The organism is Sphingopyxis sp. SE2, from assembly GCF_032227185.1.
In the GTDB taxonomy this organism is placed as follows: Bacteria; Pseudomonadota; Alphaproteobacteria; order Sphingomonadales; family Sphingomonadaceae; genus Sphingopyxis.
In genome coordinates this window covers 1565604-1590872 of the sequence record NZ_JAPMXW010000001.1, presented here as the reverse complement: position 1 = coordinate 1590872, position 25269 = coordinate 1565604, and the positions used below count along the sequence as shown (strand labels likewise).

22 protein-coding genes are annotated in these 25269 nt (G+C 64.2%); 14 read left to right on the top strand and 8 right to left on the bottom strand.

Annotated elements, in window-relative coordinates:
• Positions 1-183 precede the first annotated feature (183 nt).
• Positions 184-2376 carry a TonB-dependent receptor gene (locus OVY29_RS07580; protein ID WP_037557823.1) on the top strand — a complete coding sequence of 731 codons (2193 nt, stop codon included), beginning with the start codon at positions 184-186 and terminating at the stop codon, positions 2374-2376.
• A gap of 304 nt (positions 2377-2680) precedes the next feature.
• Here the strand turns inward: OVY29_RS07580 and OVY29_RS07575 are convergent, their stop codons facing one another.
• The 3 genes from OVY29_RS07575 to OVY29_RS07565 are packed head-to-tail and all read right to left on the bottom strand — an operon-like array spanning position 2681 to position 5222.
• Positions 2681-3694: a histone deacetylase family protein gene (locus OVY29_RS07575; RefSeq protein WP_037557825.1), complete on the bottom strand. Its 1014-nt coding sequence runs from the start codon at positions 3692-3694 to the stop codon at positions 2681-2683.
• Complete coding sequence (locus OVY29_RS07570; RefSeq protein WP_037557827.1) at positions 3691-4269, bottom strand: FMN-binding negative transcriptional regulator; 579 nt, start codon at positions 4267-4269, stop codon at positions 3691-3693. Before OVY29_RS07570 ends, OVY29_RS07575 begins: the two co-directional genes overlap by 4 nt.
• Complete coding sequence (locus OVY29_RS07565) at positions 4266-5222, bottom strand: alpha/beta hydrolase (protein WP_052182517.1); 957 nt, start codon at positions 5220-5222, stop codon at positions 4266-4268. The genes OVY29_RS07570 and OVY29_RS07565 overlap by 4 nt, the downstream gene beginning before the upstream one ends.
• Positions 5223-5398: 176 nt before the next feature.
• On the opposite strand from OVY29_RS07565, the gene OVY29_RS07560 reads away from it, so the two are divergent.
• On the top strand, positions 5399-6157 hold the full coding sequence (locus tag OVY29_RS07560) for an AraC family transcriptional regulator (RefSeq protein ID WP_037557830.1): 759 nt from the start codon (positions 5399-5401) through the stop codon (positions 6155-6157).
• A gap of 57 nt (positions 6158-6214) precedes the next feature.
• Here OVY29_RS07560 and OVY29_RS07555 read toward each other — a convergent pair whose 3' ends face one another.
• Complete coding sequence (locus OVY29_RS07555; RefSeq protein WP_037557832.1) at positions 6215-6628, bottom strand: DUF2147 domain-containing protein; 414 nt, start codon at positions 6626-6628, stop codon at positions 6215-6217.
• A complete protein-coding gene (locus OVY29_RS07550) occupies positions 6625-7482 on the bottom strand; it encodes a metal-dependent hydrolase (RefSeq protein WP_037557835.1) in 858 nt (285 codons plus the stop codon). The genes OVY29_RS07555 and OVY29_RS07550 overlap by 4 nt, the downstream gene beginning before the upstream one ends.
• A gap of 161 nt (positions 7483-7643) precedes the next feature.
• Here OVY29_RS07550 and OVY29_RS07545 point away from each other — a divergent pair, with 161 nt between their 5' ends.
• A complete protein-coding gene (locus OVY29_RS07545; protein WP_037557838.1) occupies positions 7644-8270 on the top strand; it encodes a TetR/AcrR family transcriptional regulator in 627 nt (208 codons plus the stop codon).
• 6 nt (positions 8271-8276) lie between these two features.
• Here OVY29_RS07545 and OVY29_RS07540 read toward each other — a convergent pair whose 3' ends face one another.
• Complete coding sequence (locus tag OVY29_RS07540; RefSeq protein ID WP_052182518.1) at positions 8277-9272, bottom strand: FecR family protein; 996 nt, start codon at positions 9270-9272, stop codon at positions 8277-8279.
• Complete coding sequence (locus tag OVY29_RS07535) at positions 9269-9781, bottom strand: RNA polymerase sigma factor (RefSeq protein WP_037557841.1); 513 nt, start codon at positions 9779-9781, stop codon at positions 9269-9271. The genes OVY29_RS07540 and OVY29_RS07535 overlap by 4 nt, the downstream gene beginning before the upstream one ends.
• A gap of 332 nt (positions 9782-10113) precedes the next feature.
• Here OVY29_RS07535 and OVY29_RS07530 point away from each other — a divergent pair, with 332 nt between their 5' ends.
• The 3 genes from OVY29_RS07530 to OVY29_RS07520 all read left to right on the top strand — a co-directional run bounded on the left by OVY29_RS07530 (position 10114) and on the right by OVY29_RS07520 (position 16982).
• On the top strand, positions 10114-13374 hold the full coding sequence (locus OVY29_RS07530; RefSeq protein ID WP_037557844.1) for a TonB-dependent receptor domain-containing protein: 3261 nt from the start codon (positions 10114-10116) through the stop codon (positions 13372-13374).
• A 606-nt stretch (positions 13375-13980) separates the two neighbouring features.
• Positions 13981-14451 (top strand): hypothetical protein, encoded by a 471-nt coding sequence (locus tag OVY29_RS07525; protein WP_037557849.1) that lies wholly within the window; start codon positions 13981-13983, stop codon positions 14449-14451.
• Positions 14452-14741: 290 nt separating this feature from the next.
• Positions 14742-16982, top strand: coding sequence for a hypothetical protein (locus OVY29_RS07520; RefSeq protein WP_152567712.1), 2241 nt, complete (start codon positions 14742-14744; stop codon positions 16980-16982).
• Between the two features lie 3 nt (positions 16983-16985).
• Here the strand turns inward: OVY29_RS07520 and OVY29_RS07515 are convergent, their stop codons facing one another.
• Positions 16986-17465, bottom strand: a complete 480-nt coding sequence (locus OVY29_RS07515) for an Lrp/AsnC family transcriptional regulator (protein WP_037557854.1) — start codon at positions 17463-17465, stop codon at positions 16986-16988.
• A 170-nt stretch (positions 17466-17635) separates the two neighbouring features.
• Here OVY29_RS07515 and phhA point away from each other — a divergent pair, with 170 nt between their 5' ends.
• The 8 genes from phhA to OVY29_RS07475 are packed head-to-tail and all read left to right on the top strand — an operon-like array spanning position 17636 to position 25114.
• Positions 17636-18508, top strand: coding sequence for a phenylalanine 4-monooxygenase (phhA, locus tag OVY29_RS07510; RefSeq protein ID WP_037557856.1), 873 nt, complete (start codon positions 17636-17638; stop codon positions 18506-18508).
• A complete protein-coding gene (locus OVY29_RS07505) occupies positions 18505-19425 on the top strand; it encodes a tryptophan 2,3-dioxygenase (protein WP_037557858.1) in 921 nt (306 codons plus the stop codon). The genes phhA and OVY29_RS07505 overlap by 4 nt, the downstream gene beginning before the upstream one ends.
• Positions 19422-20051 (top strand): arylformamidase, encoded by a 630-nt coding sequence (gene kynB, locus OVY29_RS07500; RefSeq protein ID WP_037557859.1) that lies wholly within the window; start codon positions 19422-19424, stop codon positions 20049-20051. Before OVY29_RS07505 ends, kynB begins: the two co-directional genes overlap by 4 nt.
• Positions 20048-21289 carry a kynureninase gene (gene kynU, locus OVY29_RS07495; protein ID WP_037557861.1) on the top strand — a complete coding sequence of 414 codons (1242 nt, stop codon included), beginning with the start codon at positions 20048-20050 and terminating at the stop codon, positions 21287-21289. The genes kynB and kynU overlap by 4 nt, the downstream gene beginning before the upstream one ends.
• A complete protein-coding gene (locus OVY29_RS07490) occupies positions 21286-22296 on the top strand; it encodes a carbon-nitrogen hydrolase family protein (RefSeq protein ID WP_037557863.1) in 1011 nt (336 codons plus the stop codon). The genes kynU and OVY29_RS07490 overlap by 4 nt, the downstream gene beginning before the upstream one ends.
• Positions 22293-23429 carry a cupin domain-containing protein gene (locus OVY29_RS07485; protein WP_235211619.1) on the top strand — a complete coding sequence of 379 codons (1137 nt, stop codon included), beginning with the start codon at positions 22293-22295 and terminating at the stop codon, positions 23427-23429. The genes OVY29_RS07490 and OVY29_RS07485 overlap by 4 nt, the downstream gene beginning before the upstream one ends.
• A gap of 16 nt (positions 23430-23445) precedes the next feature.
• Entirely contained in the window at positions 23446-24354 is a 909-nt protein-coding gene (locus tag OVY29_RS07480; protein ID WP_037557866.1) for a fumarylacetoacetate hydrolase family protein, read from the top strand.
• Between the two features lie 7 nt (positions 24355-24361).
• Entirely contained in the window at positions 24362-25114 is a 753-nt protein-coding gene (locus tag OVY29_RS07475) for an Asp/Glu racemase (RefSeq protein WP_037557868.1), read from the top strand.
• The last annotated feature ends 155 nt before the right edge of the window (positions 25115-25269 follow it).

Below are 25269 nucleotides of genomic sequence, written 5' to 3'. Positions count from 1 at the left end.
CCGCCCAATCCATCGATCGGGCAATTTGATCGCAAGCCCCCGCGAAACTGCGCTTTCCTACGGGCACGCGCTGGCCCGATCCGGCTGGATAATGGCCCGACCATCGCCGTCACGCCAGTTTCGCGTGATAGCTTGAGCGTCGGATTTTCCTACCAATAGGCATTATCAAATAGGGAGGCAAAAATGGGGTTTGCATCGATCCGGCGGGTCGCCGCATGCGGTATCTCGATCCTGGCGCTGGGTTATGCGACGGGCGCGCTGGCGCAGGAGACCGACGACAGCGAGATCGTCGTCACCGCCGCCAAGCGCGAACAGTCGGTGCGCGACGTCAGCGGATCGGTGAGTGCGGTCAGCGAAGCGACGCTGCAGAAACTCAACGCCCAGAGCCTCTCGGATTATATCACCCGCGTCCCCGGCGTCATATTCAACGATTATCAGCCGGGCGTGTCCGAAGTCGTGATCCGCGGCGTCGCTTCCTCGACCTATCACGAAGCCAATCAGGCGACGACGGGCTATTATCTCAACGAAGTGCCGCTGATCGAACCCGGCTTCCCGCTCGTCATCCCCGACGTTGACAGCTTCGACGTCAGCCGCGTCGAGGTGCTGCGCGGGCCGCAGGGCACTTTGTTCGGCTCCTCCTCGCTCGGCGGCGCGATCAATTATGTCGTGAACGAGGCCGATCCCGCCCGGTTCGACGCGGGGTTTGAGGGGAATGTCGCGACGACCAAGCGCGCCGGCGAGGCCAGCTATGCGGTCAAGGGTATGGTCAACCTGCCGATCGTCACCGACAAGCTCGCCGTTCGCCTCGTCGCGCTCCAGCGCTACGACGCCGGCTATCTCGACAACACTTTGCTCGGCAAGGACGGCAGCAACGACCTCAGGGTCAGGGGACTGCGCGGGTCGATCGTCTTCACCCCGACCGAGGCGACGCGCATTTCGGCGCTGAGCATGTATCAGGAATATGATCTCGACGATCAGACCTATGTGATCTTCGGTCCGCCCAAGACCTTCGAGCGCGCGACCAACGTCGCCGAATATCAGGACACCAGCTTCATGATGCACAGCCTGCGGATCGAGCAGGATCTGGGCTTTGCGACACTGACCGCGGTCGGCAGCTATACCGAGAAAAAAGCGAACCTCGCCTTCGACAATTCGATCTTCAACGGCAACGACCCGCGCACCGACACGCCCGAACTGGCGAGCAGCGACGGCAAGTCGAAGACCGAATATGGCGAACTGCGGCTCGCCTCGCCCGACAGCGGGCGTTTCCGCTGGCTGCTCGGCGCCAATTATACCCGGCTGCGCTCGAACAACACCGACGGCACCTTTGTCGAGGGCATCGCCGACTATATCGACGCGAACCCCGGCGAGTTCGGCGGGCGGCCGGGCAGCGAACTCGCCCCCGGCGACCTTGCGACGCGGACGATCAGCAGCAACCGCGTCACCGAAAAGGCGATCTTCGGCGAAGCGTCGTTCGACATCATCGACACGCTGACGCTGACGCTCGGCGGGCGCCTGTTCGAATATCGCTCGCGGCCGCGGCTGCAATATCTGCCCAACGCCAATCTGGTCGACCCGTTCGATTTCGCGCCGGCGGCGGACAAGGATTCGGATTTCATTCCGAAGGCCTCGCTGACGTACAAGCCGTCGGACGACTTCATGATCTATGCGCTCTATTCGGAAGGTTTCCGGATCGGCGGGGTCAACGTCTATTCGGCCGCCGTCCCCGGCCTGCCGCTGACTTTCGAAAGCGACACGACGAAGAACTACGAGATCGGTACGCGGTTCGACCTGATCGACCGGACGCTGAGCGTCGACGTCACAGCCTATCATATCGACTGGGGCAATGTGCAGGCGCGCCTGTTCACGCCGGTCGATTTCGACGCCTATACGGTGAACGGCGGCGGTGCCGACATCGACGGGGTCGAGATCAGCCTGAACCTGCGGCCGACGCGCAACCTCAGCTTCTCGTCGAACATCACCTATAATGATGCACGCCTGTCGACGCTGCTGCCCGACAGCTTCGCGCCGGGCGGCGGCTATGCGAAGGGCACGCGGTTGCCGGGAGCGTCCGAATGGACGCTGTCGAACTCGCTCGACCTGAGCTTCGCCGACGCGCCGCTGAAACCGCGCTTCGGCATCGCGCACCGCTATCTGTCGAGCGCGCCCGTCGATTTTGCGGGGTCGCTGGAGAAGGGCGATTTCCACCTCGTCGACCTCAACGCGTCGGTGACGGTGAACGACCGGATCGAACTCGGGCTGTTCGCGAAGAATCTGTTCAACCAATATGGCATTTTGAATGCGCCCTTTGCGTTCGCCGGCTCGGTCGCCCGGCCGCGGACGCTGGGCGCGACGGTGCGGTTTAGCCTGGATTGATGTGAGGAGGACTGCCCCGTCGGGAGGCGGGGCGGCCTTTTTATCGTGGCCGAGGTGGGGGTGACTGGTTTCGACCGGAAGCAGCCCAACCTGCTCCGCTCGCATCGAGCGAAGTCGATGCGAGCGGGATTTTTGAGGGCGTCCGCTAACGACCGGAAGCGGACCTCTCAATCATCGTCACCCCGGACTTGATCCGGGGTCCATGACTTCAGCGCCGCCGGGATCCCGGATCAAGTCCGGGATGACGAAAAGATGGAAACCGACGAACGTTGGCAATGGCAGCTCTCTCTCTCCAGAGCTGACCCTATTCCACAAATCCCGACAGGAATGCCGCGACATTCTTGCCGAGGTCGCCGACCGCGTAGCCGCCCTCCATCACGATCAGCGTCGGGATGCCGAGCGCGGCTATGCGGCCCGCCAGCTCGACATAGTCGGTGCGCTCTAGCGCGAAGCTCGAGATCGGGTCGCTGCTGTGCGTGTCGGCGCCGAAGGACAGGACGAGGAGTTTCGCGCCCCAGTCCGCAATCGCGGCCAGCGCGGCGTCGAGCGCGGGCGCATAGCTTCGCCCGTCGGTGCCGCGGGGCAGGGGGAGGTTGAGCGTCGCGCCTTCGCCCGCGCCTTCGCCGCGCTCGTCGGCATGCCCCCAATAGAAGGGATAGTCGGTGCGCGGGTCGGCGTGGATCGAGGCGAAAAAGATATCGGGATCTTCGTAGAAGATGTCCTGCGTCCCGTTGCCGTGGTGATAGTCGATGTCGAGGATCGCCACCGGGCCAAGGCCGCGGTCCCGTGCCGCGCGCGCCGCGATCGCGGCGTTGTTGAGGTAGCAATAGCCGCCCATATAGTCGCGTCCGGCGTGGTGGCCGGGGGGGCGGCAGAGCGCGAAGGCGTGTGTCTCGCCGCTCGTCGCCAGATGGTCGAGCGCGGTCAGCGCGCCCTGCGCCGACCAATAGGCCGACTGCCAGGTTCGCGCCGCGATCGGCGTCCCGGCGTCATAGCTGTAGGCGCCGAGATCGGCATCGATGCGCCCGAAACTCAGCGGCCGCCGCCGCCTGACCGGAAAGGTGTAGCCGATCGCATCGCCATTGCGGCCTGCGGCGATCCAGTCGCGATGCGCGCGTTCGAGGAAGGCGAGATAGCCGGCGTCGTGCACGGCGAGCAGCGGCGCCATGCCGAAGTCGCGCACTGCGTGCCAGTCGGTGAAAGCCTCGACGATCGAACGCGGCCGCTCGATATTTTCGGCATAGGGCACCCAGTCGCCATTATGCAATTCGCGTGCCGGCGCGTGGGCCATCTGGCGGTCGTCGAAGAAAAGCTTCACCTGTCTGCCTGTCCTTCCATCCACGCCGCGAGCGTCCGGTCGCTATGGCCCGCGACGATCTCGGCAAAGCCACCGGCGCTTTCGTCCTGCCCGAGCTTGAAGCTGTGCTCGGCCGAGCGGACATGCGCGCGAAAGGCGATGATCTGATCGATCATCTTGGCATAGCGCGGCCCGAGGTTCGCTGTCGACCAGGTGCCGTCTTCCATCTTCGCGACGAGCCGCTCGATGGCCTCCTTGGTTTCGCCCTCGACGAACTCGATGTCGACCGTGAAGCGCAGCACGGCATAGTTCCACGTCGGCGCCCAGTCGGGCTTCGACAGCAAGGCCGTCGGGACATAGGCCTGGGGTCCGGTGAACAGGATCAGCCCGCGCGGGTCGGTGCGGAAATCGGCGACGAGCGGGTTGCGCCGCGCGCAGTGACCGAACAGCGCCGTCACCGCTCCGTTCGCGTCGGTCTCGGCGATCAGCGGCAGCGGGCTCGCGTGAAAATCGCGCGAGACGAGCCACGCGAGCGGATAGCCGGCGATCAGCCGGCCGACGTCGGCGGCGTCGCGCGGATCGTAGAGCGAGGTCATATTTTCAGCGTATCACGGATCCACGCCGCCTGCTCGTCGAGCGCGCGGTTCGCGAGCGGCGCGATCGACATGGCTTCGAGGAAGCTGTGCGTCGCACCCCCGTAGGTGACGGTACGGGTCGGGACGCCGGCTTCTTCGAGCTTGCGGGCGAAGGCGTCGTTGCAATCGACGAGGATGTCGCATTCGGCGATCGCCAGGAACGCGGGCGGGAGCCCGGTCAGGTCGGCGCGCAGCGGCGCGACGAGCGGGTCGGCGAGCTGCTCGGGCCCGTCGATATAGGCGGCCCAAAAGGCATCCATCTCGTCGGCCTCGAGCGAATAATCGCCCGCGCCGAAGCGTGCATAGCTGGATGTGCGTTCGGGCGCGAAGGCGCCGTAATTGAGCAACATTGCGGCGGGCAGCGGGCGTCCGCGCTGGCGTTGCAGCAGGCAGGTCGCGACCGACAGATTGGCGCCAGCCGAATCGCCGCCGATGAGCACGCGGTCCGCGTCGAGGTTCAGCGCGTCGGCCTCCGCACCGATCCAGTCGAGCGCGGCGGCGCATTGCTCGAGCGCGACAGGGAATTTGCTTTCGGGCGACAGGCTGTAATCGATCCCGATCACCGCTATTCGCGCGCGCGCCGCATATTCGCGCATCAGCCGGTCGTGGGTGTCGATGCTGAACAACATCCAGCCGCCGCCATGGATATAGAGCATGACGGGGAGCTTTTCGTCCGCGACCGGACAGTGGAGGCGCAGGCGGACGCCTCCCATATCCATTTCGCGGGTCTCTGCCATTATCGGGCCACCCTCGCGCCACGGCCGGCGCACGCGTTCGGCGACCGCGCGGCGCAGCGCCATGCTTGCACCGGCCGGAGCTGCATGTTCGGCATAGGCGGCGTTGATCGCATCGACGAAGCGGCGGATGTCGGGGTCGGCCATGTCGTCCTGCATGGCACTCAAGCCCTTTGACATGATTGGTATATCCTCTCGAAACGATCCTTTGATCGTCTGATAGCTTTTACAGGCTCGCTTCTATCGCCCAAACGGGCCAATCACCGCACGGGACAGGCCAGTGGAGGCTGCGCGGCTGGTCAGCGCGGCGTTCGGCCTATATGGCGTATTTGTCCAATATCTGCGAGGATCGGGCCATGAAGCATAGTGTCGATGTCCTGACAGCCGGCCGGCCGGTGATGGCGCTGCAGGATGAATATCCCGCGGGCTTCGTCGACCCGATGCACAGCCACGACCATATCCAGATCCTCTATGCCTCGGCCGGGGTGATGTCGGTGCGCACGCCCGAGACGAGCTTCGTGATCCCGCCGCAGCGTGCGGTATGGCTGCCCGCGGGCACGCGGCACGAGGTCGCGTGCCGCGGCCCGGTGTCGCTGCGCACGCTCTATCTGCCGTGCGCGGGGCACGAGCATGAGAAGCAATGCCGCGTGTTCGAGGTGTCGAACCTCGTCAAATCGCTGATCCTCGAGGTCGTCGATTTTCCGGCGCTCTATGATGTCGACGGGCGCGAAGGGCGGATCATCGCGCTGCTGCTCGACGAGATCGCCCGGATGCCCAACGCGCCCTATCAGGTGTCGATGCCGTCGAATCCGCGGCTGCTGCGCGTCTGCAACGCGATCATCGCCGACCCGGCCGACCCGCGCGACATCGACGACTGGGCGGCGCTCGCGGCGATGGGGCGGCGCACCTTCACGCGCAGCTTCAAGCAGGAAACGGGAATGGGGCTCGCCGTCTGGCGGCAGCAGGTGCGGCTGATGGAAGCGCTGTCGCTGCTCGCGGCGGGCGCGTCGATCACGCAGGTCACCTATGATGTCGGTTATGACAGCCCCAGCGGGTTCGCCGCGATGTTCCGCCGCGCCTTCGGCGTCCCGCCGAGCCAGTATCTGAAGCATTGAGGGCGATCGCGCTAGATTGAAACACTGCCTTCCTTATCTCGTCAATAGGATCGCGCTCTATCCGGTGCGGGTCCAGATCTTGGTGCGGCAGAAAAAGGCGATGCAGCCCTTGAGCTCGAGTTTGCCGTTGGGAAGCAGTTTGAGCCGGCCGTTCGCGGCGCCATCGCCGGTTTCCGGGTCGTAAACGGGGCCGCCCTTCCATTCGGTCGGGCCGCCGGTGAAGCCGTTGAGGACGACGAGGCCCTTGATTTTGCGCTGGCGCAGCTCGGGGTCCGAATTGCGCACGTCGCGGAGGTCGGGGTTGGCGCGCAGGCGTTTGGCGTCGACCACCTTGCCGCACAGCGCCTTGCCGCAGCGATAGATTTCGACGCGCCCGCCCTCACTGCCCGTCGCCCAGACGCCGGTGATGTCGGCCGCGGCGGCGGGCGTAGCGAATGCGGCGGCGGCGAGAAGGATGAGCGCCCGCCTCATGCGGCCAGCTCCTTCGCCTTGCCGCCTTCGAGCAGGCGGAGCGCCTCTTCGAGCAATGGCCGGTCGTCGAGCTCCCACGGATGGAACCCCGGCTTCATATAGGTGAAGACGCCGCGCAGCAGCGCGCGCATCAGCCCGTCGCGGCCATAGAGCCATGCCAGCAGACCTTTCCATGTCGCCCAATTGTTGTGGCTGTCCTGCGCGAGCAGGTCGGCGGTGTTGCGGAAGATAACATAGTGGAAGCGCATCGTCGTCACGCACATCACCGTGCTGCGCTTCAGCCAACGGCGCAGCGGGGTCATCGTCCGCGCGGCGTGGAGATAGGTGTCGAAGGCGACGGCCTTATGCTCGATCTCCTCGATCGCGTGCCAGCGCCACAGCTGCCGCGCCTCTTCGGCCGCGCCGCCCAGATGGACGGGGTTGGCGAGGGCATCGTGCGCGAGCGTCGCGGTGAAATGTTCGAGCGCGCAGGTCGCGGCGAGTTGTTGGATCGGCGAGCGGCGCTTGACCCAGGCGATCGTCCGGCGCGCGCGATCCTCGGCCGACGCGATGTCGAAGCCCGCGTCCTCGGCCTGGCGGTTGAACACGACATGTTCGCGGCTGTGCATCGATTCCTGATAGAGGAAATCGTCGATCTGGCCGCGCAGCGGCTGGGGCGTGCCCTCGCGATAATGGCGCACCGAAGTCATGAAGAATTTCTCGCCGACCGGGAAGGTCGACGACAGCGCGTTGAAAAAGGCGGTGCGGCCGGGGTCGCCGCTGTGCCACCAGCGCGGCGGCGGCGTCTCGCGCCCGAATTTGAGGTCGCGCTTTTCGATCCGGATGTCGTCGGGGGTGCGGAGGGGGATGGTCATCGTGCAACCTTTCTGCGATCAAAGTTACATTAACATCAATGTATATATCATGTGATTTCCGAAACGGCAAGCGGGACGATGAGGGTGACAATCCGCCGCTTTCGGGTAAGGCTTTTGAAGCGAAGGCCGTCGCGGGGCGCGGGGCCGCAAGGAAATTGTGCATGTACAAGCAAGCGCGGCCGCACCAGAAACGGCGCAAGCGTTCGGGGGCCGAGGTTCGCGAGGAGGGGTTGGCGGCGGCACGCGGGCTGCTCCTCGATCGCGGGCCCGCCGCGGTGACGCTCGCCAATGTGGGGCAGGCGATCGGCATGTCGCACGCCAATGTGCTCCATCATTTCGGCTCGGCGGCGGGGCTGCAGTCGGCGCTGATGGAATCGATGGTGCGCGACCTGACCGACGCGCTCGGCAATGTCGTCGAACTCATGAAAACCGACAGCGCCGCGCCGCGCGCGGTGGCCGACCGCGTGTTCGACGCTTTCGACAAGGGCGGCGCGGGGCCGCTCGCGGCGTGGATCATCCTGTCGGGCGACGTCGAACATCTCGAACCCGTGCGCGCCGCGGTGCGCGCGCTGGTCGAGGCGATTGTCGGCCAGTCGACCGACGAAGCCGCACCCGACCGGGTGCGCGCGGCGGTGCTGATGATGGCGGTGACCGCTTTCGGCGACGCCGTCATCGGACCGCATGTTCGCGATATGCTCGACCAGCCCGACGACGCGATGCGCGACCTGATCGCGCGTATCCTGCCGCTGTTCCTGATTCCGACGGGAATTCCCCCCGCTGCGGCCTGACCGGCACTACTCGTTTCCTGACAGGACAATCTGATCGTCGGTCGTTGAGACCCGGCGCGCGATGCCGTTCAATTCCATCGCCTTGACAAAAGCGTCGACATCGCCCGCCTGAAACACGCCGACGACCTGCTTTTCGGGTATCTTGCCGTCCTTGAAGATGAGCTTTCGCGGCGAATAGCGATTCATTTCGGCTACCGCTTCGGACAAGGGGTCGCGCATGAAGATCAGGCGTCCCTCGGTCCAGCTCGTCTCTTTCGCGACATCGACGCGGCTGAGCGTCCAATTATGGTCGGCGCCGATGACGAGCTGGCCGCCGGGCACCATGTCGGTGCCGCTGCCCGACCCGGATTCCGTCTCCTCAACCCGCACTTTCCCCTCGGCGAGCGTGACGACCATGTTGCCATGCTCGAAGCTGACCTCGAAGGCGGTACCGATCGCGCGCACGCTCTTCCCGCCGGCGTTTACGATAAAGGGTCGCGACGGATCGGGAGCCACGCGAAAGAAGGCGCGTCCGGCGACCAGATCGACCCGGCGCTCGCGCGGTGTTTCGTGTAGCCGCATTTCGGTTTCGGCATCGAGCGTCACGACCGAGCCTTCGGGAAGGGTGACGGTCGTCGTCTGGCCGACGCCGGTGCGGAACTGCTGAGCCTGTGTCGTGCCGAAGCCCGGAAAACCATCGAGATAGGCCATCCAACCGAGCGTGAAGACCAGCAGCAGCGAGGCCGCCAGCGCCAGATGTCGGCGCCAGCCGGGCCGCCGGTGTCCCGTTTCGCCATCGAGCGCAGGCGGTGCCAGCATTTCGGCTTCCTGTGGAATCGTTCCGGCGATCAGCCAGGCGCGCTCGACGAGCCGATAGGCGTCGCGATGGGCGTCGGACTGATCGAGCCAGTCGAGGAAGCGAAGCTCGTCGTCGACCGTCATGTCGCCCGACCGTTCGAGGTTGAACCATTGCACCGCCTCGGCGCGGAGCGCGGCGCGGGCGAAGGCGTCGTTGCCGCTCACAGGTCGGGCTCCATTTCTTCGACGATGCGCACGAGCGCGCGGTGCATCAGCTCCTTCACCGCCTCCTTGGAAATGCCCATCCGCTGGGCAATCGCCTGATAGGTCAGATTTTCGAACCGGTGATATTGAAAGGCCTCGCGTGCGCGCGGCGGAAGATTCTGGATCGCCTCGAGCACGCGGCGATATTCCTGCTGGCCGATCACGATGCGTTCGGGCGACCGTTGCTCGGCGATTTCGAGGCCGTCCTCGAACTCGTCGTGCAAAAGGCTCGCGCGCGCCTTTTGCCGGCGGTGCCGGCTGATCAGCGCGTTGCGCGCGGCGGTGAACAGATAGCGTTCGACATTGTCGATCGGCGCGCTGAGCTGTGCCGATTGCAGGCGCAGGAAAACCTCCTGCACCAGATCATCGACATCGGCGTCGTCGGCGCGACGCCGGAAATAGCGGCGCAGGCCCGGGCCATAGGTCGCCATCCATGCGGCCAGATCCCGGTCCTGTTGCGGGACAGCCATCGTCAATAATGATCCTGACAAAACAGGCATTGCGAGATGCTCCCAGCCCTACGCGTCATCCCGGCATCGTCCCCAAAACGGTCATTGCGGCTCCACTCTGTGCTGGAGTTAACAGGGTAGACGCGGGAAATTCGCAAGAGGGGGGATAAAAACGCGCCCGCCGACTAATTTTCCTAACGACCCGTTCACCGGCGTAGATATTAACATTGTTGAAAATATTATTCGACCGATCCCCCCATGTCTGAAAATGGGGCGTCTATCCGAATGGCGTCGCATCGAACGCCGGAACAGCGGGACATGAATCCCGCAGCACAGGGTGAGGGAGAGGGGACATGCGGGTTCGTGCATGCAATTTGCGCAAATTTCTGTTGAGTGGTGCGGCGATCGGCTGCCTGGCGTTGTCGGGCAATACGGCGCTGGCGCGCGAACATGTCACGAGTTACCGCATTCCGGCGCAGTCGCTCGACCGGGCCCTACGCGACTTCGGCGTGCAAAGCGGCGCGACGATCCTGGTCGATGCGGCGATCGTCAACGGCAAGCGCACCGCGGGCCACAGCAAGCGGTCCGACCCCGAAACGGCGCTGCGCGCGCTCTTGCTCGGCACCGGCCTCGGCTATCGCCGCGACGGCGACGTCTTTGTGGTGACGCGGGAGGGAAACGTAACCCCGCTCGCCGCCGGCGGTGAGATCGAGGACGATACTGAAATCGTCGTCACGGCGCAGAAGCGCGAAGAAAAGATCAGCGACGTGCCGATCGCGATCAGCGCCTTCACGCCGAAGGCGCTCGACGACCACAAGATCGAGAGCGGAGCCGAACTGGTGCGCGCGGTGCCCAACGTCAATTTCTCGAAAAGCAATTTCAGCGGCTATGACTTCACGATCCGCGGCATCGGGACCAAGGCGATTTCCGCATCGAACGACCCCGCCGTCGCGGTGAGCTTCAACAACACGCCGCTGATCCGCAACCGCCTTTTCGAAGCCGAATTTTTCGACCTCGAGCGCGTCGAGGTACTGCGCGGTCCGCAGGGCACCCTCTACGGCCGCAACGCGACCGCGGGCGTGGTCAACGTCATCCCGGCGCTTCCCGACGACAGTTTTGGAGGCGAAGTGAAGGCCGAGGCCGGCAGCTTCGAAACGCGGCGCCTGTCGGGGATGCTCAATGTGCCGATCACCGACACGCTGGCCGTCCGCGTCGCGGGCGCGATGACGAAGCGCGATGGCTTCGACTATAATACGTTCACGCAGCAGCGGATCAACGGCCGCGACCTGTGGTCGACGCGCGCATCGGTCCAGTGGGAGCCGAGCGACCGGTTCAAGGTCAATGCGATCTGGCAGCATTTCGAGGAAGACGACAACCGCTCGCGCACCGGCAAACAGCTATGCACCACCGATCCCGGCGTGGCGCAGGTCGGCGATATCGCGGTGCCCGAATTCCTGCAGAGCCGGTTCAGCCAGGGGTGCCAGTCGGCGTCGCTCTATGGCGATGCCGCCTTTGGTGCGCCGAATGCGAAGGCGCTCGCTTACGTCATGTTCCCCCAGATCAACATGAGTATGGGCCGGGATCCGACCGTTGCGACACGCCGCCCGCTCGTCTTTCCAATTCCTCGCAATTTCGATCCTTATGGCGATGTCGTCCAATCGCGCGACTTGCGGGAGGTCGCGACGAGTTATGACCCCGTCTTCCGCGCCAAGAATGATGTGTTTCAGTTCAACATGGAACTAGGCCTTGGCGACGATCTGAAACTCGTTTCGCAGACCGCCTATGCGCGCGATCGCTATTATTCGTCGCAGGATTATAATCGCTTCGTCTCGGCGCCCGTTTTCAACGATTCGGCGGTGCTGGTTCAAAATTCGTCGGGCCCGCCCCAGCCGGTAACCGTTCCGGGGCCGACCCCGGGGGGTATCTTCACCGATCCGCAACTGGGGGCGTCGGATCGTATCCTGTCGGCCGATCTCAGCCGGTCGCGCAATCGCCAATGGACGCAGGAACTGCGGCTGCAATCCGCCTTCGACGGCCCGTTGAACTTCAACATCGGCGCCAATTATCTCGATTTCAAATCGCAGGACGACTATTTCGTATACAACAACCTGTTCACCTTGATCGCCCAGTATAACTATAATGGCGCCAGGGAGGGCGGCGGCTCGATAACCCGCAACTGCGGCGAAGGAACGCCGACAGGCCGTGAATGCGTCTGGGTCGATCCCAATCCGATCGGCGAAGGACCCGAGGACGGCCATAATTATTTCCGCAGCAAGAATCCGGTACGGACCAAATCGCAGGCGATATTCGGCGAGCTTTATTGGCAGGCGGCCGATGACCTGAAAATCACGCTGGGGCTGCGCTATACGCGTGACAAGAAGATCGCGACACCGGTCCCCAGCCAGTTGCTGCTCGGCGCGATCGAAAATGACCCCACGAGGGGTGGCCCAATCTCAGGCGGCACGATCAGCCGCGGTTTCCGCGAGTTTCCCGAAATCCGACAGAAATGGAACGCGGTGACCGGGCGGCTGGTCGTCGACTGGAAGCCCGACCTGTCCTTCACCGACGACACCCTCCTCTATGCCTCGGGATCGCGCGGCTACAAGGGCGGCGGCGCCAACCCGCCGCGCGCCGATATCGACCAGAAGGTGATTCAATATCAGCCGCTCCCCGAAACCTTCAAACCCGAATATGTGACGGCGTTCGAAATCGGGACGAAGAACAGCTTCGACGGCGGCCGGTTCACGCTCAACGCGGCCGCCTTCTTCAACGCCTATCAGGATTATCAGATTTCGCAGATCGTCGACCGCATCTCGCTCAACGAAAATTTCAGCGCCAAGACCTGGGGGCTCGAGCTCGAGACGGCGTGGCGGCCCTCGCGCAACTTCCGGCTCGACGCGACGCTCGGCCTGCTCGACACGCGGATCGACAAGGGCGCGAAGTCGATCGACGTGATGGACCGGACCCAGGGCAATCCCGACTGGATGCTGCTGCGGCCATGGCTTCAGGTTCCCTCCAACTGCATCGCGCCCAAAGCTCTCGTCGAACGGATATTGGATTTTGATCGGGTGCCCGAGGATTTCAAGCTGCTGATGCTCTCGGCGCTATGCGCCGGGTCCGCGCGTTACGGCACCTTCAATCCGGAGCTCCCGGGCGTTAATCCCGCGTTCCAGTTCGATCGGCTGCTGGGCTTCACCTATAATCCGCTGACCGATGCGCCGAACGGCGGGAAGGGCTTTTATGCCGACCTCGGCGGCAACGAGTTGCCCAACGCGCCGCATTATACGTTCAACATCGGCGCCCAATATAGCGTCTTCCTCGAAGGCGGCGACTGGGTGCTGACCTTCCGCGGCGACTATTATCGGCAGGGCAAGAGCTATGCGCGGGTTTTCAACACCGAATATGACCGGCTGAAGGCGTGGGACAATGTCAATCTGGCGGTCAACCTCGCACGCGGCGAAGGCGATTTCGCGCTCCAGCTCTATGTCAAGAATCTGTTCGACAAGGCGCCGATCACCGGCACCTTCACCAACAGCGACGACACCGGCCTCAGCACCAACGTCTTCACGCTCGACCCCCGCATCGTCGGCCTGAACGCCACGGTGAAGTTCTAGGAGGGCCATCGACGGGACCTGGCTGGTCGAACATCTGGCCGAAGAGGCGTCGCGAAGGGGACACGGCGCCGGCTCGGAACAAGCGATATTGGAGGGGTGTCGGTTTCTCCGTGCAATCGGACCGCGCGAGTATCACGAACCTCTCCCCTGGGGCCGCCGCTCGTTATCGACGGCGGCCTCCGTTTTTTTATACGCGATAGGAGGGCGATGCGCCTGAACCCGGTCGGATCATGGCTCTCGCTCCATGGTCGGCAACGAGGTTAAGGCGTCAGAGCATCGTGCGTTTAATATGATCCATTCGCCCTGAGCTTGTCGAAGGGGCGTTCTTCCTTTCTGCCGTCAAAAAATACGGTGCTTCGACAAGCTCAACACGAACGGGTGTTGGGTGACGATGCAGATTTGGCGCACGGCGCTCAAGAAGATTGGCAGACATCTGCGGGCGATGGTAAATTTCTTCGAAACCCTATTCGATGTCACTACCAAAATACTAAAAATGCGTATAAAAAATGTCGCGCTCCATCCCCTCTCTTTCGCATCGCGTGCGTCATAGGAGTCGGGAGGCATCCCGCCTTTCCAAATCAACATCGACTAGGAAGAGGAAGTGTCATGAACAAATTCACGGCCCTGATGGGAACCGTCGCAGCGCTCGCCATGCCCTTCGCTGCCAATGCGCAATCGTTCAGCGGCAACGCCAACGGCAGCAGCGGCTATGCCGATCTGGAGCAGACCCTTCGTGTGACCTGCGACGTCACCTTCGACGGAACGGTCACGTCGAGCACCACCGTCGCGATTACATCGCCCGATATCGCGCCGGGCGATTTCAGCTGCTTCGCCGTCGTCCCGCAGGGCACCTGGTCGGCCGCTACGGTCCCGGGCGATGCCACCAAGGTCGACATCACCATGGGCGCCAACACGATCGCCAACGACCCCTGCTATGGCACCGTTCGCGGCGACTGGAACAACAGCACCAAGGTGCTGACGATCACCAACAAGACGCTGCCGCCGATCGATCCGAACGGCAACACCTGCACGATCCACGATGCAAGCATCTCGATCCCCAACCTGAATCTCTCCTAAGTCCGGTTGGGAGGTGGCCGGGCTGAACCCTCCGTGCCCGGCCACATCAATCAGTGTATGGCTTCTCGCCGCTGCGACCGTCGCCGTTCCCGTCCGCATTCGACTTTGTCGGCGGCCGGGGGGCGGCGGTCTTAGCGCACTCGATAATCGGTTACGAACGGAGGTTTAGGGCCAGGGAATCGCGAAGCCGGATGCGGGAAAGGGAAGCAGCGCGCAAAAACGACGCGGACGATCCATCGGGCCCGTCCGGCGGGCGCGAGGCCTTCCGCAATCCCGGATGGCGTTGTGCGGTGCTGCTGGCCTCGATGTGCCTGTGGCCGTTCGTTGCTGCAGGCGCGCAGGACCTGCCTTCTGCCGGGGCGCTATCGCCGGACGCCGCCGACGGCGAGGCCGTCGCAGTCGGCGATGATCAGGAGATCGTCGTCACCGCCCGATATGGCGAGGCGCTCGTCGAACCCGAAATCGAGCTCGACGAGTTGCAGATCGATTCCTATGGTGCCTATTCGATCGGGGAACTGGTGCGCCGCATCACGCCGCTGACCGGGCGACCCGACGAACGGCCCATCATTCTGATCAATGGCGAGCGCGTCGATTCGATTCAGGATTTGGCGAGCTTCCCGCCGGCCGCGCTCAAGCGTCTTGCGATCCTGCCGCCCGAAGCCGCCGGGCGATACGGCTATGCGGGCAACCAGCGCGTCGTGAACCTCGTCCTCAAACGACATTTCGTGTCTTGGGAGGCGCAGGCCAGCGTTAAGGCGCCGACCGCGGGGGGCCAAATTGGCGGCAGCGGATCGGCGGGGCGTTTCGTCATCGACGGCAAGGCGCGGTGGAGCGCGCAGGTCCAGCTTGCGGGCGAGAGCGCGCTGTTCGAAAGTTCGCGCGCCTCGTCGCCACCACGGGCGGATGACGACGCCTTTCGGTCGCTGCGTCCCGCGACGGAGCAGATGTCGGTCTCCGCGGGGCTTACGCGGCCGATCGGGCGCTTCAGTGCTTCCTTGAGCCTCAACGCCGCGGCAAGTGGCAGCCGGCAATCGCTGGGCCTGGCGCAGACCGACCCCGGCGCGCGCGCGCCGGTCCTGCTCGGCAGGCAAAATTCCCGGAATCTCGGTCTTTCGACCAGCTTGTCGGGGCCTCTCGCCGGCGGGCGCGCGATCTTCAGCGCCAACTATACGCGCGTCTGGGCGAACGGCCGCATCGACCAGCCCGACGGGCTGTCGCCCGAAGGATTCGCTACAAGCCGCAACCGGTCGGTGAGCGAAAACTTGAGCACGCGGCTGACCTACAACCGATCGATCGCCGACCTGCCGGCCGGGCCGTTGACGGCGACGCTGACGGCGGGAATGAACCGCAACCGCACGACCAGTCGGTTCAGGAACGGAATAGACGATGACGACCGCACCGTCCGCGTGGGACAGGACCGATATGACGGCCGGCTGTCGTTCGCGGTGCCGATCGCCAGTCGAAACGAAAACCCGCATTCGCTGCTCGGTGACCTGGCGCTGGACTTCGCCGGCGGTCTGACCTTCGGTTCCCGCGAGACGTCGCGTCCGCGGTTCGAGCTGGGCGCGAACTGGAGCCCTGTTCCCGCACTCCGGTTCGACGGATCGGTCAGCTTCGCCAAGCTCGCGCCATCGCTCGATCAATTGACCGCCCCTTATTCAGAAGAGGTGCGACGCGTTTACGATTTCGCACGACAGGAAATCGCCGAACCGGTCTGGGTCACCGGCGGCAACCCCGATCTGGGATCGGGCCGACGTCGCACCTTGTCGCTGGGCGCCACTTTGCGTCCGTTCGATCCCCGGCTGCTCTCGCTGTCGGTCGAATATCGGGGACAGCAGTCGACGGGTGGCGCGGGCGGATTTCCCGGGGTTTCGCTGGCGGTCGAAGTCGCCTTTCCCGACCGGTTCGTCCGCGATGCGGCGGGGCGCCTGATCCGGGTGGACGCCCGGCCGATCCGGATCGTGCGCGACACGACCGAACGGCTGAACAACAGCCTGACGCTGTTGCTTGCACCGGGGCGGAAGGAGGAAGGCGCCTCCGCTGCGTTGACGGGTCATCCCTGGCAATTCACCCTGTCTGTGAACCACGGCTGGTTGCTGCGCAGCGAACTGCTGACCAGCCTTGGCGCCCCCGTGATCGACCGGCTGGACGGCGATACGGCGCAGTCGCGGCACAATGTGAGCGTCCAGCTTGTGGCGGGCAAACCGGGCATGGGCGTGACGCTCGACGGCAATTGGCAGAGCGGATTCCGGCTCCGCGCGCCTGCCGGATCGGATGGCCAGCCGGATTATCTCCATCGCCCCGTGACGACGCTGAACCTCCGCCTCTTCGCCGAGCCCGAGCGCCTGCTGCGAACGCCGGAGAAGCCAGAATGGCTTTCGGATCTGAACATCTCGCTCGAAATCCGAAACCTGTTCAACAGCTATCGGCGCGTGGTGCTGGACGACGGGAGTGTTCCGGCGGGGTATCGGCGCTATGATGTGGACCCGCTCGGGCGCACGATCCAGCTTTCGGTACGGAAGCGGTTTTGATGGTCAGTTGACGCGGTCGCGGCTCTCGGTCGTGCGCGCCCATTCGGCGAGATGGCCATGGCGCTTGATCGTCTTGAGGCACACCACCGTCTTCAAGCGCTGGACGCCGGGCAGTTTCGACAGATTGTGACGAAGCAGCTCGTCGAGATGGTCGGCCGATCGTGCGAAGATCTTCAGCAAATAGTCGCTTTCGCCCGCGGTCGTGTGGCACTCGACGACGGCGGGATGCGCGAGCACCGCGGCTTCGAATTCGATATGCGCGTCGAAGCGGATCTGCACCTCGACGAAGCTCTGCACCGCGAGGCCGATCGCGATCGGATCGAGGCGCGCGGCATAGCCTTCGATCACGCCGCTTTCCTCGAGATTTTTCACCCGCGACCAGCAGGGCGATTTGGAGAGGCCGACCTGCTCGCCGAGGTCGGCATAGGATTGGCGGCCGTCGCGTTCGAGCGCGGCGACGATCTTCCAGTCGAGCTTGTCCATGCGTTTCGTCCTTGAATGGCGGCAAGAAGCTAACATGGAGGAACATATTCCTTCAAATAAGAAAAAATGCAGAACGAATGACGATTTTTCGCCCCGCTTCGCCACCAAATCCGCACAATGTTCGCGCACGCGCAGGCTAGTCTGGCGGCCGAAGGTTTGGAGAGAGACCGATGGCCGCGACGCATATTTTCGACGTACCGCCCGAAGGCGTCGCGGCCGATTGGACAATGCCGCAAAACTGGCGTGCCTTCACCGACGGGCAGCACAAGACCTGGCGCGCCCTTTTCGAACGGCAGTCGGCGGCGCTCGACGGCTATGCGTGCCGGTCGTTTCTCGGCGGGCTCGACATTCTTCGCAAGCTGAAGCCGGGGGTTCCCGATTTCGCCGAACTCAACGCGCTGCTGAAACCCGCGTCGGGGTGGGAAGTCGTCGCGGTGCCCGGCTGGATCCCGAACGAGCCTTTTTTCGAGCATCTCGCGCACCGGCGCTTTCCCGCGGCCAATTTCCTCCGCTCGCCCGAGCAGATTGCGTACAGCGAAGAGCCCGACATGTTTCACGACATTTTCGGGCATGTGCCGATGCTGACCGATCCGGCCTTTTCGGACTTCCTCGTCGCTTATGGGCAGGCGGGGCTGCGCGCTGAAAAGCTGGGCGCGTCGGATTTCCTCGGGCGGCTTTGGCTTTATACGGTCGAGTTCGGGCTGGTCGTCGAGGATGGCGAGCTTCGCGCCTTTGGCGGCGGGCTGATGTCCAGCCTCGCCGAAACCGTGTCGGCGCTGACCGCGCCCGAACCGCGGCGGATTTGGCTCGATATCGAGCGCGTGATGCGGACCAAATATCATTTCGACCAGTTGCAGCAGACCTATTTCGTCGTTGCGGGCTTCGAGGAATTGCTGCGCGCGACCGAGGAAACCGACTTCGCCAGCATCTATCGCAAGATTGCGGGCGAACCGGCGCTCGAACCGGGGGATGGCTGGCCCGGCGATCTGGCCTATGAAGGACGTCTGCCGGCCGCTCCGGCAGGCAGAGAGGCACGCTCATGATCAGGCAGACGCGCGACGGCGGCACCGAAATTTTCGAGACCGAGATCGACGGCGAGACGATCCAGTGGGACAATGGCCTGACCTATGCGCGCCATATCCAGACGCAGCAGCTTCTGTCGGCGCAGGTGCCGGTGTCGGACAAGCCCGACGAGATGCTGTTCATCATCATGCACCAGACGATGGAGCTGTGGCTCAAGCTCGTCCTGCATGAAGGCCGGATCGTCTATGACGCGATCAAGGGCGACCAGCTCGAGATCGCGGGCAAGGGGCTCGACCGGATCGCGACGATCCAGCGCCACATGATCCACAGCTGGGAAGTGCTCGCGACGCTGACACCGCACGACTTCCTGACCTTTCGCGGTTTCCTGCGCCGCGCGTCGGGCTTCCAGTCGCAGCAATATCGCGAGCTCGAATATCTGCTCGGCAACAAGCGCGAGGATATGATGATCGTCCACAAGGACGACCCGCAAGCGACTGAAAGGCTGCGTGCGACGTTCGAGGCTCCGTCGCTCTATGACGAGTTGCTGCGGCTGCTCGCGCGGCGCGGCTTCGCCATTCCCGCCGATCATCTCGAGCGCGACTGGACCAAATCCTATGAGGCGTCGGAGGCGGTCGAGAAGGCATGGCTCGCGATCTACACCGATCCCGAGCATCACTGGGATCTCTACACCCTCGCCGAGAAGATCACCGCGCTCGAATATTATTTCCAGGAATGGCGCTTCAAGCACATGAAGACCGTCGCGCGCGTGATCGGGCACAAGCCGGGGACGGGCGGATCGTCGGGGGTCAATTACCTCGTCAAGGCGCTGAGCCTCAGCTTCTTCCCCGAACTCTGGTCGATGCGGACCGAGATGGTCGCGCCGCGGCAAGGTGGTGACTATGGGGGCGGCGATTATTCCGAAGGGACGCGCGCATGAGCCGGATCTGGGACATTTCGCAGCCGCTCCACGCCGCGGTGCCGGTGTGGCCGGGTGAGCCCGCCTTCGCGCTCCACAGCCATGCGGTGATCGGCGATGGGTGCCCGGTCAACGTCGGCGGCATGTTCACGCCGCTGCACGCAGGCACCCACGGCGATGCGCCGCTGCACTATGCCAATGACGGCGTCTCGTCGGCCGACTGCGACCTCGATCCCTATATCGGACCGTGCGTGCTGCTCGACGTGCGCCATGCGCGCGGGAGGGTCGAGATTGCCGATATCGACTGGACCGCGATCGACGGTGCCGAGCGCGTGTTGCTGCGAACCTATGAGCGGTTTCCGCACGAGGCGTGGGACGGCGATTTCACCGCGATCGCCAGCGAAGTGATAGCGCGGCTCGGCAGCATCGGCGTGCGCCTGATCGGCACCGATGCGGCATCGCTCGACCCCGAACAATCGAAGACGCTCGACGCGCATCAGGCGGTGAAGGCCGCTGATATGCGAATATTGGAAGGGCTGGTGCTCGATGATGTGCCGCCGGGCCGGTACGAGCTCGTCGCGCTGCCGCTCCGCATCGTCGGCGCCGATGCCAGCCCGGTGCGCGCCATCCTGAGGGAAATCGCATGACCGAAACGATCTTCGCGACCGACGTGGCGGCGCTCGATGCAGCCGATCCGCTTGCTCATTTTCGCGGGCGCTTTCACCTGCGCGAGGGGCTGATCTATCTCGACGGCAATTCGCTTGGCGCGCTGCCCAAGGCGACGGGCGAGCGGCTCGCCGACGTGATCGGCGACGAGTGGGGCGAGGGGCTGATCACCTCGTGGCTCGGCGCCGAATGGTCGACCGCGCCGCGCCGGATCGGCGACAAGATCGGGCGGCTGATCGGCGCGAAGCCGGGAGAGATCGTCGCGACCGATTCGACTTCAGTCAATATCTTCAAGGCATTGACCGCCGCGCTTTCGTTGCGGCGTGAACGGACGGTGATCCTGTCGGAAGCGACCAATTTCCCGACCGATGTCTATATGATGCAGGGGATCGAGGCTTTTTCGGGTGGGCGCGTGAAGGCGGTGACCGTCGCGCCGGACGATGTCGTCGATGCGCTGAACGATGATGTCGCGGTTCTGCTCTTGACGCAGGTCCACTACAAGTCGGGCCGTGTCCGCGACATGGCGGCAGTCACGCGGGCGGCGCACGAAGCCGGGGCGCTCGTCGTTTGGGATCTGAGTCACAGCGCGGGCGCGATCCCGGTCGACCTCAATGGCGCGAACGCCGACTTCGCGATCGGCTGCGGTTACAAGTTCCTGAACGGCGGCCCCGGCGCGCCCGCCTATCTCTTCGCCGCGGCGCGGCACCACGGCGCCACGCCGGTGCTGTCGGGCTGGTTCGGTCATGCGCGGCCGTTCGATTTCGAGGAGGATTACGACCCCGCCGAGGGGATCGAACGCTTTCAGTGCGGCACGCCGCCGGTGCTGGGGCTGTCGGCGCTCGAAGTCGGCGTCGACCTGATGCTCGAAGCCGACATGGCCGAAATCCGCCGCAAATCGCTCGCGCTCGGCGACTTGTTCATCGAGCAGATGCAGCCGCTGTGCGACGTTTACGGCTTCGAACTGGTGAGCACGCAGGGGCATGCGGAGCGCGGCAGCCAGGTCGCCTATGCGCATCCGCAAGGCTATCAGATCGTGCAGGCGCTCAAGGAATTTGACGTGATCGCCGACTTCCGCGCACCCGACATTTTGCGCTTTGGACTGACGCCGCTTTACCTGCGCTATCGCGACATCGTCGAAACGGCCCGCCGGCTCGAAAAGGTCTGCGCGATGCGCGCGTGGGACAAGCCGCAATATCACCAACGGGCGGCAGTGACATGAGCGAGGCATCGGCGCCCTTCCTGCCCAAATCGCGCGTCGCCGCGGTGCAGGCCGCGCCCGTGTTTCTCGATACTGCGCGCACGATCGACAAGGCATGCGCGCTGATCGCGGAGGCCGCGGGCAATGGCGCTGAGCTTGTTTCCTTTCCCGAGGTGTTCGTTTCCGCCTATCCTTATTGGAACTGGCTGATGACGCCGATCGAGGGCGCCGAGTGGCACGAGCGGCTGTACCGCGCGTCGGTGCTGGTCGATGGCCCCGAGGTCGCGGCGCTGTGCGATGCCGCGCGCGATCATGGCTGCACCGTCGTCATCGGCATCAACGAACGCGATCCGGTGAGCGTCGGCACGCTCTACAACACCAACCTGATCATCGGTGCCGACGGCAGCCTGCTCGGGCGGCATCGCAAGCTGGTGCCGACTTGGGCCGAGAAGCTGACTTGGGCGGGCGGCGACGGCGGCTCGATCCGCATTTACGATACCCCCGTCGGGCCGCTCGGCACGCTCGCATGCGGCGAAAATACCAACACGCTCGCGCGCTTCGCCTTGCTGTCGCAGGGCGAGCTGGTCCACGTCGCCAATTATATCGCGCTGCCCGTCGCGCCCGCGTCGTACAATATGGCCGAGGCGATCAAAATCCGCGCGACCGCGCACAGTTTCGAGGGCAAGGTCTTCACCATCGTCGCTTGTTCGGCGATAAGCCCCGAAATCATCGACGCAATGAGCGCCGATCGGCCGCAGAATCGCGAGTTGCTGTCGCGCCCGAACAGCGCCTTTTCGGGCGTGATCGACCCGCACGGCAATCTGGTCGGCGAGGCGCTGATTGATGACGAAGGCATCGTCTATGCCGATATTGACCTTGGCGAGTGCATCCGGCCGAAGCTGATGCACGACATCATCGGCGGCTATAACCGCTTCGACATTTTCAACCTGACGGTCGACCGGACCCCCCGCGCGTCGGCCCTGTTCGTCGACGAGCCGAGGCCCGCCGATTCCGAGGAGACGTCATGATGGCAGGCAATAGCACGATCGTCGATCCGCGTGACGATGTGCTCGGGCGGTCGCGCGTGACAGATACGCCCGAACTCGAAGCCTTTTATCAGGAGCTTGCGGGGCATAATGCAGGCGCCTTCTGGAAACGCGCCAATGCGATCGAGCCGTGGGAGCCGGAGACGCGCTATCGCCCGACGCTCTGGCGCTATGCCGAGATGCGCGACATGTGCCTGCGCGCGCTCGATCTGGTGAAGCCCGAAGAGGCGGGGCGCCGCGTCGTGACTTTGCTCAACGACAGCGATGCGGGGCGCGAGAATGTCGCGGTGTGCGGCTGGCTGTTCAGCGGCATGCAGGCGATGCGCCCCGGCGAAATCACCCCCGCGCACAAGCACACCGCGTCGGCGCACCGTTTCATCATGGAGGGGAAGGGCGCGTATACCGTCGTCGATGGGCATCATATCACGCTCGGCGCCAATGATTATGTGCTGACCCCGAACGGCGCCTGGCACGATCATGGCGTCCTCGCCGGGGGCGAGGTGTCGATCTGGCAGGACGGGCTCGATATCCCGCTGATGAACAGCCTCGAGACCAATTTCTACGCGGTCTACGACCAGCCCGCGCAAACGGCGGCGTTTCCGGTCGACGATCTGCCGCTGAGCTATGGTGGGGCGGGGTTGCGGCCCGAGGGCGTGCCAGCGTGGGAGAAGCCTTATTCGCCGGTGCTGGTCTATCGCTGGGAAGCGACGCGCGACGCGCTGTGGAACCTCGCCAAAGTCTCCGAGGGCACGCCCTTCGACGGGCATATGGTCCGCTATTCGAACCCGCTGACCGGCGGCTGGGCGCTCCAGACGATGGGCGCGCATATGCAGATGCTCAAAGGCGGTTTCCGCGGAAAGGCGCACCGCCACACCGGCAATGTCGTCTATAATGTCGCGGGCGGCCGCGGCTATTCGATCATCGGCGGCGAGCGGTTCGACTGGGCGACACATGACATTTTCTGCGTGCCCGCGTGGATGTGGCACGAGCATGTCAACCTCGATGCCTCTGAGGAAGCTTTCCTTTTCTCGTTCAATGACTTCCCTGTGATGGAGGCGCTCGGCGTCCGCATTGAGGAACCCTATTCCGAAAATGGCGGCCACCAGCCCGCCTGAGCAGACAGGACTATCTATGCGCTTTGTGACTTATCGCACGGTCGAGACCGAACCCCGGCTCGGCCTTATCCACGACGGGCTTGTGATCGACGTCGAATATTTCGGCGACGCGATCGGGCAGGATCTGCCCTCGACGATGCTCGATTTCATCGACTTGGGCCCGATAGGTCTGCGTTTCCTCGGCGAAGCGATCGAAAGCGCGACGACCGCCGACCTGATCGGCACCTCGCTGCCCGAGGGTAATGTCGCCTTGCTCGCGCCGATCCCGCGCCCGCGCAAGAATATCTTCGGTATCGGTCTTAACTATACCGAACATGTTGCTGAATCGGCGCGCAGCCTCGACACATCGAAAGAACTCCCGCAGCAGCCGGTGATCTTCTCGAAGCCGCCGACCGCGGTCGTCGCGTGGAACGACCCGATCCGCCACAACGCGAAGGTCACGCAGCAGCTCGACTGGGAAACCGAACTTGCGGTGATCATCGGCAGCACCGCGCGCCACGTCGCGGAGGGCGACGCACTGAACCATGTGTTCGGCTACACCGTCATCAACGACGTGTCGGCGCGCGATTGCCGCCGCGCGGGGCAGTGGATCGTATCGAAGGGGCAGGACAGCTTCGCGCCGATGGGGCCGTGCATCGTGACTGCCGACGAGATCGGCGATCCGCACAACCTCAACATCCTGACGCATGTGAACGGGGTCGAGAAGCAGAACAGCAACACCCGCTTCATGCTGTTCAACGTGCCGCAGTTGATCGCCGACATTTCGGGCGTGATGACGCTCGAACCCGGCGATATCATCGCGACCGGAACCCCGGCGGGGGTCGGCGCGGGGCGTGATCCGCAGGAATTCATGTGGCCGGGCGACGTCGTCGAATGCACCGTCGAAGGCATCGGCACGCTCCGTAATCCGATCGTCGCGGTCTGAGCGCGATATGACACGCCCCATTCGCATCGGGCAGATCGTGCCCAGCTCGAACGTCACGATGGAAACCGAAATCCCCGCGCTGCTCCGCGCGCGCGAGGCCATCGCGCCCGAACGCTTCACCTTCCACTCGTCGCGGATGCGGATGAAGAAGGTGACGAAGGAAGAACTGGCGGCGATGGACGCCGACTCCGACCGCTGCGCGCTCGAATTGTCCGACGCCGCGGTCGATGTGCTCGGCTATGCCTGCCTCGTCGCGATCATGAGCATGGGCGAAGGGTATCATCGCGTTTCAGAAGCCCGCCTCCACCAGCGCACGGTCGAGAATGGCCATGCGGCGCCCGTCGTCACCAGCGCCGGCGCGCTGATCGAGGGGCTGAAGGCGCTGCGGGCGAAGCGCATCGCGCTAGTCGCGCCCTATATGAAGCCGCTGACCGAGATGGTCGTCGGCTATATCGCAAATGAGGGCGTCGAGGTCGCCGACTGGCTCGCGCTCGAAATCCCCGACAATCTGGAGGTCGCGGCGCAGGATCCCGCCAAGCTGCTCGACCATTACAAGCGGCTCGACCTGACCGGCGTCGACGCGCTCGTCCTTTCCGCGTGCGTCCAGATGCCGTCGTTGCCGGCGGTGCAGCGGATCGAGGATGCGATCGGGAAACCCGTGATATCGGCGGCGATTTGCACCGCGCACCAGATGCTCGCGCGGCTCGGGCTTGCGACGCGGGTTCCGGGCGCCGGCGCGCTGCTTTCCGGCCGCTATTGAGCCAATGCCGATATCTGCCGATCCGGCGCTTAATCCCTGCATTCCACCACCGTAAAATATGCAAAATGCGACATTCGCCTTCACGGGGTGCGCGCGTTTCCGGCGCGTGACGACGAAGATGTTAACGATGATCTGCAACATGATTGAATTATATG